At 67.5% G+C, this 13,785-nt stretch carries 14 protein-coding genes; 6 read left to right on the top strand and 8 right to left on the bottom strand.

Annotated elements, in window-relative coordinates; genetic code table 11:
* Positions 1–53 precede the first annotated feature (53 nt).
* From ACNSN4_RS10510 to pyrH, 3 genes are read right to left on the bottom strand one after another with little or no spacing between them, the layout of a single operon-like run.
* A complete protein-coding gene (locus ACNSN4_RS10510) occupies positions 54–320 on the bottom strand; it encodes a DUF7573 domain-containing protein (protein WP_418285766.1) in 267 nt (88 codons plus the stop codon).
* The gene (lysS, locus tag ACNSN4_RS10505) at positions 321–2,063 is read right to left on the bottom strand and encodes a lysine--tRNA ligase (protein ID WP_418285765.1); all 1,743 of its coding nucleotides are present in this window, start codon (positions 2,061–2,063) and stop codon (positions 321–323) included.
* The gene (gene pyrH / locus ACNSN4_RS10500; protein WP_418285764.1) at positions 2,060–2,782 is read right to left on the bottom strand and encodes a UMP kinase; all 723 of its coding nucleotides are present in this window, start codon (positions 2,780–2,782) and stop codon (positions 2,060–2,062) included. The genes lysS and pyrH overlap by 4 nt, the downstream gene beginning before the upstream one ends.
* Positions 2,783–2,960: 178 nt before the next feature.
* Here pyrH and ACNSN4_RS10495 point away from each other — a divergent pair, with 178 nt between their 5' ends.
* From ACNSN4_RS10495 to ACNSN4_RS10480, 4 genes are all read left to right on the top strand, one after another.
* Complete coding sequence (locus ACNSN4_RS10495) at positions 2,961–3,797, top strand: molybdopterin synthase (protein ID WP_418285763.1); 837 nt, start codon at positions 2,961–2,963, stop codon at positions 3,795–3,797.
* A 335-nt stretch (positions 3,798–4,132) separates the two neighbouring features.
* Positions 4,133–4,393 (top strand): DUF7123 family protein, encoded by a 261-nt coding sequence (locus tag ACNSN4_RS10490; RefSeq protein WP_418285762.1) that lies wholly within the window; start codon positions 4,133–4,135, stop codon positions 4,391–4,393.
* Between the two features lie 311 nt (positions 4,394–4,704).
* Positions 4,705–5,856 (top strand): site-2 protease family protein, encoded by a 1,152-nt coding sequence (locus tag ACNSN4_RS10485; RefSeq protein ID WP_418285761.1) that lies wholly within the window; start codon positions 4,705–4,707, stop codon positions 5,854–5,856.
* A gap of 4 nt (positions 5,857–5,860) precedes the next feature.
* Complete coding sequence (locus ACNSN4_RS10480; protein ID WP_418285760.1) at positions 5,861–6,676, top strand: FkbM family methyltransferase; 816 nt, start codon at positions 5,861–5,863, stop codon at positions 6,674–6,676.
* A 3-nt stretch (positions 6,677–6,679) separates the two neighbouring features.
* On the opposite strand, the gene ACNSN4_RS10475 is transcribed toward ACNSN4_RS10480, so the two are convergent.
* From ACNSN4_RS10475 to ACNSN4_RS10460, 4 genes are all read right to left on the bottom strand, one after another.
* Complete coding sequence (locus ACNSN4_RS10475) at positions 6,680–8,353, bottom strand: ABC1 kinase family protein (RefSeq protein ID WP_418285759.1); 1,674 nt, start codon at positions 8,351–8,353, stop codon at positions 6,680–6,682.
* Positions 8,354–8,356: 3 nt separating this feature from the next.
* Positions 8,357–8,794 (bottom strand): Hsp20/alpha crystallin family protein, encoded by a 438-nt coding sequence (locus ACNSN4_RS10470; RefSeq protein WP_418285758.1) that lies wholly within the window; start codon positions 8,792–8,794, stop codon positions 8,357–8,359.
* A 63-nt stretch (positions 8,795–8,857) separates the two neighbouring features.
* A complete protein-coding gene (locus ACNSN4_RS10465) occupies positions 8,858–9,610 on the bottom strand; it encodes a DUF2391 family protein (protein ID WP_418285757.1) in 753 nt (250 codons plus the stop codon).
* 80 nt (positions 9,611–9,690) lie between these two features.
* A complete protein-coding gene (locus tag ACNSN4_RS10460) occupies positions 9,691–10,470 on the bottom strand; it encodes an alpha/beta fold hydrolase (RefSeq protein ID WP_418285756.1) in 780 nt (259 codons plus the stop codon).
* Positions 10,471–10,679: 209 nt separating this feature from the next.
* Here ACNSN4_RS10460 and ACNSN4_RS10455 point away from each other — a divergent pair, with 209 nt between their 5' ends.
* Both ACNSN4_RS10455 and ACNSN4_RS10450 read left to right on the top strand, forming a co-directional pair.
* Positions 10,680–10,931: a DUF7127 family protein gene (locus tag ACNSN4_RS10455; RefSeq protein WP_418285755.1), complete on the top strand. Its 252-nt coding sequence runs from the start codon at positions 10,680–10,682 to the stop codon at positions 10,929–10,931.
* Complete coding sequence (locus ACNSN4_RS10450) at positions 10,928–13,204, top strand: CDC48 family AAA ATPase (RefSeq protein WP_418285754.1); 2,277 nt, start codon at positions 10,928–10,930, stop codon at positions 13,202–13,204. The genes ACNSN4_RS10455 and ACNSN4_RS10450 overlap by 4 nt, the downstream gene beginning before the upstream one ends.
* A gap of 39 nt (positions 13,205–13,243) precedes the next feature.
* Here ACNSN4_RS10450 and ACNSN4_RS10445 read toward each other — a convergent pair whose 3' ends face one another.
* A complete protein-coding gene (locus ACNSN4_RS10445; protein WP_418285753.1) occupies positions 13,244–13,483 on the bottom strand; it encodes a DUF8029 family protein in 240 nt (79 codons plus the stop codon).
* Positions 13,484–13,785: the final 302 nt, after the last annotated feature.

The raw sequence follows: 13,785 nt of genomic DNA, 5'->3' as shown, positions 1-13,785 counted from the left end.
CGGACGACTCGACCGATGTGTATTAAATGTGACCGCCGTCGCGGTCGCCGCGGTTACCAGTCCTTGCAGTCGATACAGACGACTGCCCCGTCGTCGCGCCACAGGCGTTCGACGCGGTCGCCGCAGCGGTCGCAGTCCGCGCCGCCCGTGGTCCACGTTGCCGTCGAGACCGCGGGTTCGACTCCGTCTGTTTCAGAACCGCCAGTCGCGAGGGCGTCAGTCGGAGAGTCGTCGTCGGTGTCTTCGGTGTCCTCGGTGTCATCCGGCGCCGGATCGTCGTTCGCCGCCGCGAAATCGTCGAGCGAGCGGTCCTCCGTCATCTACGCCTCCCGTCGGAGCCGTGCCACGACGTACTCCCGCTCCAGTTCGCCGAGGAACTCGCCGAGCCGAGGCCCCTGCGTGTCGTCGAAGAAGAGCCGATAGCCGGCGGCGAAGAAGTCGCCGACTTCGACGTCGTGAGCGCGCGCCGTCTCGTACATCTCCGCCTGGATCGCCTCGCCGTCGTGTCCGGCGGCGACGAAGTCCGCCAAGTCGTCGAGCGCGGCCGCGACGTCGGCGTCGAAGTCCGTCTCCGGCAGCTCCGTCTGGAGTCGATAGTCGTACTCGTTTGCCGTCCGCTCGGCCCAGTTTCGCGCCTTCTCGACGCGCGCGAGCGCCTCGTCGACGACCGCGTCCGGGGCGTCCGCGGGGATGTGTCCCTCGTCGCGGGCGAGCCGCTCGCGGAACGCGGGATCGTCGACCATCCCGAGGACGGCCGCGAACGTGTACGGGAGCCGGACCGGCTTCTCCTCGGGCAGGTCGGCGGCGCGCCCGACGACGAACGGGTAGGCGCGCTTCGCGAAGGCCGTCAGGTCCTCGTCGTCGACGTCGCCGAAGTACGCGCGCTCGAAGCGGTCGAAGCGGTCGACGAGCTGATCGAGCCGCTCGATGTCGAGGTCGCGAGCCTTCTTCGGGTGGAGCGCGAAGAAGTACCGGAGCACCGCGGGTTCGAGCAGTTCGAGCAGCTCGGCGACGGTGACGATGTTGCCCGCGGACGACGAGAGCGGCTCCCCGTTGAGCGTGAACCACTCGTACACCATCGGCACCGGGGGTTCTATCCCGAACACGTTGCGGGCGACGTCGACGCCGGAGGGCCACGAGCCCTCCGCGTGGTCCTTACCGAACGGCTCGAAGTCGACGCCGAGGACGCCCCACTGCCCGGGCCACTCCAGCCGCCACGGGAGCTTCCCCTCGCGGAACGTCGCCGTTCCCTCGTGGCCGCACCCCGCGATCGTCTCGTCGCCGACCGTCATGTCGGAACAGGTGTACTCGACGGTCTCGGCGTCGAGGTCGACCGCCGTAACCGTCTCCGTGATCTTCCCGCACTCCGCACACACGGGATTGAACGGAACGTACGCGTCGTCGACCTTGTCCTGATACTGCGAGAGCACCTCGCGGACGCGGTCGAGGTCCGACAGTACCGTCCGGGTCACGTCGTCGAACGAGCCGTCCGCGTACAGATCGGTGTTCGACACCATCTCGACCGGGATCGACAGCCGATCGGCGTCGGCCTTCAACAGTGCCGCGAAGTGGGCGGCGTACGACTCGCGCTCGCCGAACGGGTCCGGAATCGACGTGTAGGGCTTCCCGAGGTTCCGGCCGAGCGCACCGGCGTCGACTTCGCCGAGACCGACGATCTCGCCGTCGGCGTTCGCGAGCTTCCGGGGGAGCTTGCGGAGCGGGTCCTTGTCGTCGGACGTGAACACCTGTCGCACCTCGTGGCCGCGGTCGCGGAGCACCTCGGCGACGAAGTAACCGCGCATGATCTCGTTGAAGTTGCCGAGGTGCGCGACCCCCGACGGTGAGACGCCGCCCTTGATCACGATCGGCTCCTCGGGGTCGCGCGCCTCGATCGCGTCCGCGACAGCGTCGGCCCAGAACGCGCGGAACTCGCCGCCCGCCGCGCCGGGAGCGCCGTCAGATCCGCCCTTGCGGGCCCGCGTCGAGAGGATGTGCGGGTCGTCGTCCGGCCCGGGATCGTCCGAGGCACTGCCCGCTCCAGTCTCCGCCCCGTCTTCGGTCATTCCGTCGACCCCGCCCAGTAGCTCGGCTCGTCGGCTCCCGTGGGGACCACGTCGGTTCCGGTGTGTTCGCCCCGCAGGACGGCGTCGACGACGGCGCTCGGGTCGGTGCCGTCGAGGACGACCGTCCGGATCCCGGCGCGGTCGATCAGCTTGGCCGCGAGCAGGTCGACGGGGGCCGAGGCGCCCGCGTTCCGGCTCATCGGGAGCACGATATCGACGAGCTTCGCGGGCGACAGCTCGGCGAACTGGGTCGCGTCGGGGTCGACGTTGGGATCGGCGTCGTACACGCCGTCGGCGCTCGTCGCGTACACGAGCAGATCCGCGTCGACCGACTCGGCGAAGGCGGCCGCGACCGCGTCCGTCGTCTGTCCGGGGGTGACGCCGCCCATGATCGACACCTCGCCGCGGCGGAGGGCCTCTGCGGCCTCGTCGTACCCCGTCGCCGGCGAGACGTTCGCGCGGTCTTCGAGCGCGGCGATCAGCAGCCGAGCGTTGAGCCGCGTCGTACCGATCCCGAGCTGGTCCAGTTCGACCTCGTTCGCCCCGAGCTCGCGCGCCGTCTCGATGTACTCGCGCGCGACGCCGCCGCCGCCGACGACGACGCCGACCTCACAGCCGTCAACGGCCAGTTGCTCGACTGCACCGGCATAGGCGGCCACCCGGTCGGGGTCGAGATCGGGCGCGAGCACGCTCCCGCCGATAGAAACGACGACTCTCATTACCGTCAAATATCGCTGTCGCGGTCTTAAGGATTATCAAGCCCGGACGGCGGCGGCCGGGCGCTAGTCGATACCTGGGCGCCGCCAACGCCCGGACGCTGCCGACACCCCTGTCGGTCGGAGGCAGCCGACGGCCACAGCGGGAAACGCCTAAGCCGCTTGCACCCCGCCCTCGGGTATGCAACCGATATCGATCGTGGGTCCGGGCGCCGCCGATCTCGCAGCCGCCCTCGCGGCCCGGCTCGACGGGCGGGTCGCGGTCGTCGACTGCGAGCGCGGATCGGACTCGGCGCTCGGCGACGGCGGTGTCGCGACGGGGGACGCGGCGGCGGAGACCCCCGCCGTCGTCACCACCGAAATCGCCCTCAATGCAGACGGCGAGTGGACGGGACGCGGAACCGTCGGCGGACTCGACGACCTCCTCGACGGGCTCGCTCCCGATCACGACTACCTCGTCGCGGTCGGCCGCTCGCGGCTGCGCGTGCCGACGGTGGTCCTCGGGGGCGACGACCCCGACGCCGTCCCCGGATCTCCCCTCGTGTCCGCCGCGTCGGCGAGCGAGGTAGACCTCGATACGCTCGTCTCCGCGCTCGACGACGCGGAGCCGTGGATCACGCGGGAGACGCTCGTCCGGCGAGTCGAGGCCTCGGCGGACGCTGACCGGTCGGGAGCGATCGCCACGTTCACCGGCCGGGTTCGTGCGCGGGACGCGTCGGACGACGACCGAACGACCCACCTCGCGTTCGAGACGTACGAGGGGGTCGCTGCGGAACGCATGGAGGCGATAAGCGACGAACTCGCGGCGCGAGACGGCGTGTTCGACGTCCGGATGCACCACCGGACCGGCGTGATCGAGGCGGGCGAAGACATCGTGTTCGTCGTCGTCCTCGCCGGCCATCGCCGAGAGGCGTTCCGGACCGTGGAGGACGGAATCGACCGTTTGAAAGACGAGGTACCGATATTCAAAAAAGAGGCCACGGAGGCCGAGGAGTTCTGGGTGCACCGGCGGGAGTGAGCCGAACGTTCGACGCCGTATTCTGTCGGAGCAACTGGGTCCGAATCTAGCACGGAGCGCGCGGGCACGGATCCGAAACAGAATGTAGAGGCAGCTGTTGCTGGTTAAGCCCTGAAAACCGAGCGCGTTCGAGCCGGTCGGCCGACGTCAGTACAGATCGATATAAGCTCTTCTAAAACGCCGATAAAATATCTAAACGGTTTTGAAACCGTTATGAAGGGTTCGTCAGACACGTTTTAGGAGCGAACGATTTCTGAAACGCCCTGAAAGCCCCTGAACACCGTCCAACGGTCTGTCCTTTATAACATCCCCCGGCGACAAGCGGGGAGTGTACCATGAGCGCGACTGCAAATCCCTCCACGAACGCGAACCCGACCGACGACCTCAGCAAGGAAGAGCGGCTGAAGCGGTACCTGCTCGACCGCGCCGAGGACGGCGAGATGTACTTCAAGGGGAAGTTCATCGCCGAGGACGTCGACCTCTCGCCGAAGGAGATCGGCGCCCTGATGGTGAAGCTCCGCGACTCCGCCACGGAGCTCACCGTCGAGAAGTGGTCGTACACGGGCGCGACGACGTGGCGTATCGAACCCGCCTGAGGCACCGCTGACGATCGGCGTCAACGGCGCTCAGCCCGTTCCACCGGCGACCGATTCACCGACGAACCACGCGCTCACGCGCGTTCCCGCACAGGTACGGCCCTCCGCCGACACCACCCGGATGTCCCTTCGATGACGTCCCGGATGTCCCTTCGATGACGTCATTCGAGTCCTCCGGCGAGACCGCCGGTGCGCCGGACCAGCTTCGGTCCGTCCCCCGCTGACGTGACCGCCCGCTCGCTCTGACGGCTCCTCGCCGCGACCCACCGAGCGACGCGGGGTTTATACTCGCCGACCAGCTACGTCCGACGATGCCACGAGACGAGGACGCGGCGGCGTCGGAGTCGACCGACGTGCCGCGCCCCGAACCGCTCCAGACGTTTTTCCGGGTCGACGATGTGGATACTGAGGACGGTCGCGTGCGGTACGTCGGCGAGTCCTACATCCCGGAGCGGACGCTGCTGCGGAAGTTGGCCCCACCGTTCCGCGAGGCTGGCTACGACGTCGACCTCGAAGCCGTTGGGGGGCGACACGTCGTCATCGCGACCCCGTTCGGTCACGGTCGAGACGGAATCCCGTGGGTCAACGTCGCGATGTTCCTCGCGACGGTGCTCTCGACGCTGTTCGTCGGTGCCTACGGGTGGTACTACATTCCCTTCGCGGAGATCCGCGCGAACCCGCTGACGATGCTGCAGGCGTGGCCGTTCACCGCCGCCGTCCTCGGGGTCTTGATGGTTCACGAGCTGGGGCACTACGCGATGGGACGGTACCACGGCGTGAACGTCTCGCTCCCGTACGTGATTCCCTTCGTGTTCCCGTTCGGGACGCTCGGAGCCGTGATCCGAATGCGCGGCCGAATGCCCTCGCGGAAGGCCCTGTTCGACATCGGCGTCGCGGGCCCCATCGCGGGGCTGGCCGCGACCGTCGTCGTGACCGTGATCGGGCTCTCCCTCGGCCCGGTACAGATTCCGGCCGACGTGGCGAGCTCGTCCGGCACGGTGATCCGGTTCAACAACCCGCCGCTTCTGGGGATCATCGCGGACCTCATCGGCCAGCCGACCGGGTACGAGGACCCGACGCTCACCGCGCACCCGGTCGTCATCGGCGGGTGGCTCGGGATGTTTTTCACGCTGCTCAACCTCCTCCCGGTCGGCCAGTTGGACGGCGGACACATGGTGCGGGCGATGCTCGGCCCCCGACAGGAGACCGTGGCGGCGCTCGTCCCCGGCGCGCTGTTCTCGCTCGCCGCCTACCTCTACTTCTGGCGCGGGCTCAGCCTCAACGATTCGGTGGTGCTGTGGGCGTTCTGGGGCGTGTTCTCGCTCGTGATCGCCTTCAACGGCCCGGCGAACCCGGCGGACGAACAACGACTGGGATGGCCCCGGATCGCGGTCGGAATCGGCACGTTCGCCGTGGGCGCGCTGTGTTTCCTCCTCGTTCCCATCGAAGTCGTGACCCCCTAAGCGGATGAACCCAGTACGAGCACGACTCGAACGGACCGGATTCCGCCTGCTGTACCGACTCGTCGACCTGACGTACGCGCTCGGCGTCGCCACGCCGAAGCGGAGCGTCGCCGGGACGTACTGGAGCTACGAGCCGACCAACCCGCACGGAGGCGATCCGGGACTGGCCGCCCTCGCCGCGCTTCCGACCGACGCCACCGTCGTCGACGTCGGCGCGCACGTCGGCGAGCACGCGATCCCGCTGGCGCGCGGAACCGACCGAGACGTGATCGCCTTCGAGCCGAACGGCGAGAGCGCCGATCGGCTCGCCCGCAACGCGCGGCGGAGCGGGCTGCGGGTGAGCGATCGAGACAGTGGACAGCGCGACGACGGCGCTGATGACGCGACCGGCGCGATCGACCTTCGCCGCGCCGGGCTGGGCGACATGGACGCGACCCTCTCGTTTTACCGGTCGACGTTCTCGAAGCTGTCCGCCTTCGACCGCGACCGCGCGACCCGGTGGGGGGCCGGGATCGCCAGCGTCGAGGCGGTGCCGATCGGGCGTCTCGACGACCTCGTCGTCGGCACTGACGCCGGAGACGAACGCGACGACGCCGTTCCGCCCCCGGACGCGGTCAAGATCGATGTCGAGGGACGCGAGGGCGCGGTGCTCCGCGGAGCGGAACACACGATCGAAACGTACCGCCCGCTGTTGGTCGTCGAGGTACACAGCGGGGGCGACGACGACACGGCCGATCACCGCGACCCGCTCCGCGAGTGGCTCACCGAACGAGGGTACGAGATCGAGGCGATCGAAGACGTGTGGGTCTGTCGCGGGTGAACGTCAGTCCTCGCGACGCTTCTTCATTCCCTGTCTGGTGAACTGCGGAGTCGTCCGGAGCCCGCGTTTCTTCCGGAACGAGCGGTAGAGCGCGATAGCGAGCGGCGCGGCGAGAAGCAGCACGACCGCCGCGAGTCGCCACTCGTTCGCGAACGAGTAGAGTATCGTCGCCGAGAGCACGCCGACCGCGAGCAGCACGGAGTACGCGATCCGCATGGCGAGCTTGTCGAGCACGTGCGTGTCGTCCTCGATCGTGACGTCGACGTGGAGGTTCCCGCGGTTCGCCCGGTCGAGGAAGTCGTCCGCCTTCGGCGGGACGGTGAACAGCGCCTCGGTGGTGCGCTGGACCTGTCGTCCGGCGTCTTCGGCGAGATCGCGGGCAGTCTGCTCGTAGTAGCCCTCCTCGCGGAGGTACTCCGTGGCCGTCGAGATGAAGTCGAACTCGGGATCGAGCGTAACGCAAACCCCCTCGACGACGGTTGCGACACGCAACACGAGCGCGAGGTTGGGCGGGAGCCGGAGCGGGAACTCGTAGATGGTCGACTCCACCTGCTCGATGATCTGGTTCACCTGGTACTGTTCGATGTCCTCGCCGCTGGCGTCGGCGATGGCGAGCTCCATCACGTTGCCCATCACCTCCCGGTCGGCCTCCGGCGAGAGCGTCCCCATCGCGATCAGGGTGTCGAGGATGGCGTCGATGTCCTGCCGGGCGACGGCGACGTAGAAGTCGACGATCTTCTCTTGGATGAACGGGTCCACGCGACCGGCCATCCCGAAGTCGTAGAAGATCACGGCGCCGTCGTCGTCGACGGCGAGGTTCCCCGGGTGCGGGTCGGCGTGAAACACGCCGTCATCGATGATCATCTGGAGGTACACCCGCTGGAGCGTCCCGGCGATTTCCGTCCGGTCGAATCCGGCGTCGTCGAGCTCGTCGAGGCGGTTGATCTTTATTCCGGGTACGTACTCCATCGTCAGGACTCGCGGGCCGGACACCGACTCGTAGGCGGTCGGGATCCGAATTCGGTCGTTGTCGGCGAAGTTGACGCGGATCTCTTCGAGCATCTCCCGCTCGCGGTCGTAGTCCATCTCCTCTCGGATCGTCTCCGCGAACTCGTCCGCGAGGTTCTCCAGCGAGAACGCCCGCCCGCTGCCGATGAATCGCCTGACGAGCGGAATGGACCAGCGGATCGTCCGGAGGTCGGCCTCGACGAGCGACTCGATCCGCGGACGGCGAACCTTCACGGCGACGGGCTCGCCCTGATATTGGGCGGTGTACACCTGCCCGAGGCTGGCGCCGCTTATCGGCTCTCGGTCGAAGTCGTCGAACGTCTCGTCGACGGGGCCGAGCTCGTCTTCGAGGACGATCCGCGATTCCTCCCACGGGGCGGGCGGAACGTCGTCTTGGAGCCCTTCGAGCACCTCGATATACGCGGGCGGGAGGATATCGGGGCGCGTCGAGAGGAGCTGGCCGAGCTTGATGAACGTCGGTCCGAGCGTGAGGAGGATGTCGAGGAGGATCGCGGCGCGCTCGCGCTGGGTCTCCTCGTCGACCTCGCGGCTTCCGCCGAACAGCAGGAACCGCTTCCGGTCCCGCCAGTAGGCGACGATCAGCGGAGAGAACTGCCGCATGACCACGACGAACCGCCAGTAGGCGCGAAGGTTGACCAGCGTCACCACCCGTTAGGAGTCGTCCTCGGCGTGCTCCTCGCTATCGGTCTCGACGTTCTCATCGGTCGTGACGCTTTCGTCGGTGCCGGCGCCCTCGGCCTCGTCGATCGGGATGGTTCGGGAGACGTCTCCGGTGCGCTTCGGAATCGTGACTTCGAGGACGCCGCGGTCCATCTCGGCGTCCGCACCGCTGCCGTCGGCGTCGGAAGGGAGCGGCAGCTCGGCGTCGAGGAACAGGGGTCGGTCCTCGCTGACGTAGCGGAAGCCCTCGGGAACGGCCTTCTCGCGGCGCCCCTCGATGACGATCCGGCCGTCTTCGGCGAGTACCTCGGTCGTCTCCGGGTTCGCGCCGGGGAGGTCGACGACGAGTACGTACCCGTCGTCGGATTCGAGCAGGTCCGCGAACACCGCGTCCGGGAGGTCCCGGAGCGCGTCACGTAGCGCTGACATACGTACTGGTACGGTCGCCGCGGCGAAAAAGGTGTGGAAACGGGGGGGCGTTCTCCCCGCCGATCAGTCGTCCCAACCGAGGTCGAACTCCCCGAGATCGTCTCCCTGTGACTCGCCCGGGAGGATGTCCCCCACCCCCGCGCCGAACGCGGCCGCGGCCCAGACGACGGCCACCCGCCCCACCTGTTCGAGGGCGGTCGGGTCCTCCTCGTGGAGGCGACCCCAGAGCAGCAGCATGAACGCGGCGGTGACCAGCGAGACGGTGAGGATACCGGCGTACCGCCGAGGGATAACCCCGAGAATCGGGTGCGTCACCTCGATTTCACGGAAGTCGGCGTAGTAGAGGAGGCCAGCGGTCATCGTCAGCACGAACGCGACGTGCAGAAGGAGAAAAACGGGAACCCCGGCAAAGGTCGCCTCCACGAACCACGCGGCGATCTCGAAGACGCCGCCCTCCACGAGCAGCGGGAGCGAGAACAGCACGGCCCCGACGAACGCCTCCGCCATGTCCCGAGACGTGAATTTGGTGATCCGGGTCGTGAACGCCGAGCTACCGGGCATTCGCTCGACGAGCGAGATCGTCTGCTGGACCTTCTCCCGCTCGTGTGGCTCGTCCACCGTCTCTTGGAGCGCATCCAGCTTCCGCAAGAGGTCGTTGATATCGGGGTTTTCGGGACCGTGAGCCGGGTCGATCCCCTCCGCCGCTGATCCGGCTCCCGTCGAACCGGCGGAGGGATCCGAGCCGCCACCGTCGAACCGGGGCGTGTCGGCGGAGCCCGACTCGTTTGCGTCGCCGAAGCCGTCCTCGCGAGTCATTGCAGGTGGGTGTACTCCACCGCGGCAAAAGGATACCGCTCGAAAACGGAGACGGAAAGCGACGGTCGTTTCAGTTCGGATTACGGCGCCGAAGTTCGTCCGAGAAAGTCCGCGATCGCGGCGTTGAACGCCGCCGGTCGTTCGAGCATCGCGAGGTGCGCAGCGTCCTCGACAGTCGCGCGCTCACAGTCGGCGATTCGGTCCGCGAAGTACTCGTGGTACTGCGGGGGCGTGAGCGAGTCGTATTCGCCCACGACGGCGAGCGAGGGAACGCCGATCTCGTCGAGCCGATCGCGAACGTCGAAGGCGTGACACGTCCGGAAGTCGCGCTCGGTGACCGCGCGGCCGCAGCCGTGCATACCCGCGCGCGACAGTTCGAGGTACTCCGAGGGCGGGTCGTGGAAGAGCCGGTCGGCCTCGTGCAGGAACTCGACCGCGCGGTCGAAGTCGGTCGCCAGCGCGTCGAGAAGCGGCTCGGTGACCGCGAGTTTCGCGCCCGTACCCGCCAGTACGAGGCCGTCGAGCGAGAGGTCTCGTTCGAGCGCGACCCACAGCGCCACCGCGCCGCCGAGCGAGTTGCCACAGAGCACGGTCGCCTCGGTCTCCGCTGCGACCGCGACGACGTCGTCCGCGTACGCGTCGAGCGTCTCCGGCCCCGCCGCCGTCGGTACGTCGTCGCTGTCGCCGTGTCCCGAGAGATCGAGCGCGACGACCGGGAACCGGTCGCTCAACCTGTTTTGAGCCTTCCAGACGTCCTTGCTCCCGCCGCTCCCGTGGACGAAGCACGTCGTCGGTCCGTCGCCGCCGCGGTCCGAGACGCGGTACGCCGTATCGCGATCGTGGTGGGTGACCCGCTTCATGGGCGCACCTCTCGCGGATTGGGTATAAACGTCCGGCGACGCCGACCGCGGCCGGCGTGCTCAACCATCGCCCGCTCGCGAGAAACGATCAGAGGAACTGGAGCGCGATCGACCCTGAACCGCAACACTACCACTATTTCGATCTTTTATATCATCTTGCGATTTTCTGCGATGGGTTTAAATACTTTGGCGCCTAACTTGTAGTTAGCATGAATCTCAATCAGACCCGATCGTCCGGCGACGGCGCGTTGCTCCGCCGGTACGACTACGAGGACGGGTGGGTCGTCGCCGCCGATCTGGGCGCCGACGCCGAGAACGCCAGCGTCGACACCATCGGCGACACGGCCATCGTCGTCGTCGAGGGCGACGGCGAGCCGGTCGAGTCGGAGTTCGAACTCCCGAGCGCGGCCGACAGCGTCGTGATCGAAAACGGCGTGGTCACGATCGAGGGGAGCCGATGAAACTCACCGTTAGACCCTTAAAACAGAAGGACGCCGGTCGTCGCCTCGCGGCGATCGACCGGGTCGCCGCCGAGGAGCTCGACCTCTCGGGCGGCGACTTCATCCGCGTCGAGGGACAGAGCGGTGCCGCTATCGCCCGCGTCTGGCCCGGATACCCAGAGGACGACGGCAGCGGCGTCATCCGGATCGACGGGAAACTCCGCCAGGAGGCGAGCGTCGGTATCGACGACAAAGTGACCGTCGAATCCGTCGAAGTGAACCCGGCGGACCAGGTCACCATCGCACTCCCCCAGCGGCTCGGCGTGCGCGGCGACGTGGGACGGTTCCTCCGCGACAAGCTCGCCGGTCAGCCGATCACCGAGGGGCAGACGATCCGCGTCCCCTTCGGTTTCGGCCTCATGGGCGGCGGCGGACAGGAGCAGGCGGTCCCCGTGAAGATCGCCGAGACGGCCCCGTCCGGGACGGTCGTCGTCACGGACGCGACGGAGATCTCCATCTCGGAGAAGCCTGCCGAGGAGATCGTCAGCGGGTCGGGCGCCGGCGGCGACGCCAGCGAAGACGCCCCCGACATTACCTACGAGGACATCGGCGGACTCGACGACGAGCTCGAACAGGTCCGCGAGATGATCGAGCTGCCCATGCGGCACCCGGAGCTGTTCAAGCGGCTCGGGATCGACCCGCCGCAGGGCGTCCTCCTCCACGGGCCGCCGGGCACCGGGAAGACGCTGATCGCGAAGGCCGTCGCCAACGAGATCGACGCCAGCTTCCACACGATCTCCGGCCCGGAGATCATGTCGAAGTACTACGGTGAGAGCGAAGAACAGCTCCGTGAGGTGTTCGAGGAGGCGTCGGAAGCGTCGCCCGCGATCATCTTCATGGACGAGCTCGACTCCATCGCACCCAAGCGCGAAGAGGCCGGGGGCGACGTCGAACGTCGGGTCGTGGCGCAGTTGCTCTCGCTCATGGACGGACTGGAGGACCGCGGCCAGGTCGTCGTCATCGGCGCGACCAACCGCGTCGACGCGATCGATCCCGCGCTCCGGCGCGGTGGGCGATTCGACCGCGAGATCGAGGTCGGGGTCCCCGACCGCGACGGCCGCAAGGAGATCCTGCAGGTCCACACCCGGAACATGCCGCTGGTCGACGAGATCGACCTCGACGAGTACGCGGAGAACACGCACGGCTTCGTCGGGGCCGACCTGGAGTCGCTCGCGAAGGAGTCGGCGATGCACGCGCTGCGGCGCATTCGCCCCGAGCTCGATCTCGAAAGCGAGGAGATCGACGCCGACGTGCTGAACGCCATCCAGGTCACCGAGAACGACTTCAAGGAGGCGATAAAGGGGATCGAGCCCTCCGCGTTGCGGGAGGTGTTCGTCGAGGTTCCCGACGTCACGTGGAACGACGTCGGCGGGCTGGAAGACACCAAAGAGCGTCTCCGCGAGACGATCCAGTGGCCGCTGGAGTACCCGGAAGTGTTCGAGGAGCTCGACATGCAGGCCGCGAAGGGCGTCCTGATGTACGGGCCGCCGGGCACGGGGAAGACCCTGCTCGCGAAGGCCGTCGCCAACGAGGCGGAGTCGAACTTCATCTCGATCAAGGGGCCCGAGCTGCTCAACAAGTTCGTGGGCGAGTCCGAGAAGGGCGTCCGCGAGGTGTTCAGCAAGGCCCGCGAGAACGCGCCGACGATCGTGTTCTTCGACGAGATCGACTCGATCGCGACCGAGCGCGGCAAGAACTCCGGTGACTCCGGCGTCGGCGAGCGCGTCGTCTCCCAGCTGCTGACGGAGCTCGACGGGCTCGAATCGCTGGAGGACGTGGTCGTCATCGCGACGACGAACCGTCCGGACCTGATCGACTCGGCGCTGCTCCGGCCCGGCCGACTCGACCGCCACGTGCACGTGCCCGTACCGGACGAGGAGGCGCGCCGGAAGATCCTCGACGTCCACACCCGGAACAAGCCGCTGGCCGACGACGTGGACCTCGACGCGCTGGCCCGGAAAACTGACGGGTACGTCGGCGCCGACATCGAGGCGGTCACCCGCGAGGCGTCGATGAACGCCTCCCGAGAGTTCATCGCCAGCGTGTCGCGTGAGGAGATCGGCGAGTCCGTCGGGAACGTCCGCGTGACGATGGCCCACTTCGAGGACGCCTTAGACGAGGTGAATCCGAGCGTCACCCCCGAGACGCGCGAGCGCTACGAGGAGATCGAAAAGCAGTTCAAGCGGTCGGAGGTCGACCGCACGGAGGCCGAACCGGGAGCCGCGTTCCAGTAGGCGGAACGCGGGTCAGGTGACCGAGACGCCGCGGTGTTTTCAAATCAGTCCCAGTGTCGAGAGCAGGAAGAAGGCCGCCACGATGACGATACCGATCGTGACGAGCCGCCACGCGAGCTTCAACACGAACTTGCCGACGATGATGACGAGGGCGACGGCGAGGAGCGCGACGAGCAACTGTCCCGCCTGCGTGCCCAAGAGCCCGGCCTGGAGCGGGAGCGACGATGCGATCGCGGCGAGCGAGGCAGTCATGTCTGAGGCCACGACGAGGCCGGGCATAAGCTTGTGGGAGTGAGGTCGGCCGATCGGTTATCTGATTCTGATAGGTTCGTGGCAAGAACTGCAGCGAAGCCCGACGATCGATCACCCTCGAGCGGCCCCAAGAGCGGCGACGGCCGTCGATACCGCGAATATATTCATCAAATAACCCCCCTTCTGTTCCAGTGGGAAGGAGCTTCATTGATGCGGTTTTTTCGGTTTCAGATCAGTTTCACTCCGGTCTGGCTACGCTTATGTGTCCGGAGCCCGATCGTTTCCGACGTACCGAAACCCAGCGTCAGACGCGCGGAACGAACTTGTAT

Origin of the sequence: Halorubrum marinum, assembly GCF_048381195.1 — an archaeon.
Classification (GTDB): domain Archaea; phylum Halobacteriota; class Halobacteria; order Halobacteriales; family Haloferacaceae; genus Halorubrum.
The sequence above is the reverse complement of the archived record's forward strand: the minus strand, read 5'-3'. Positions and strand labels throughout refer to the sequence as shown.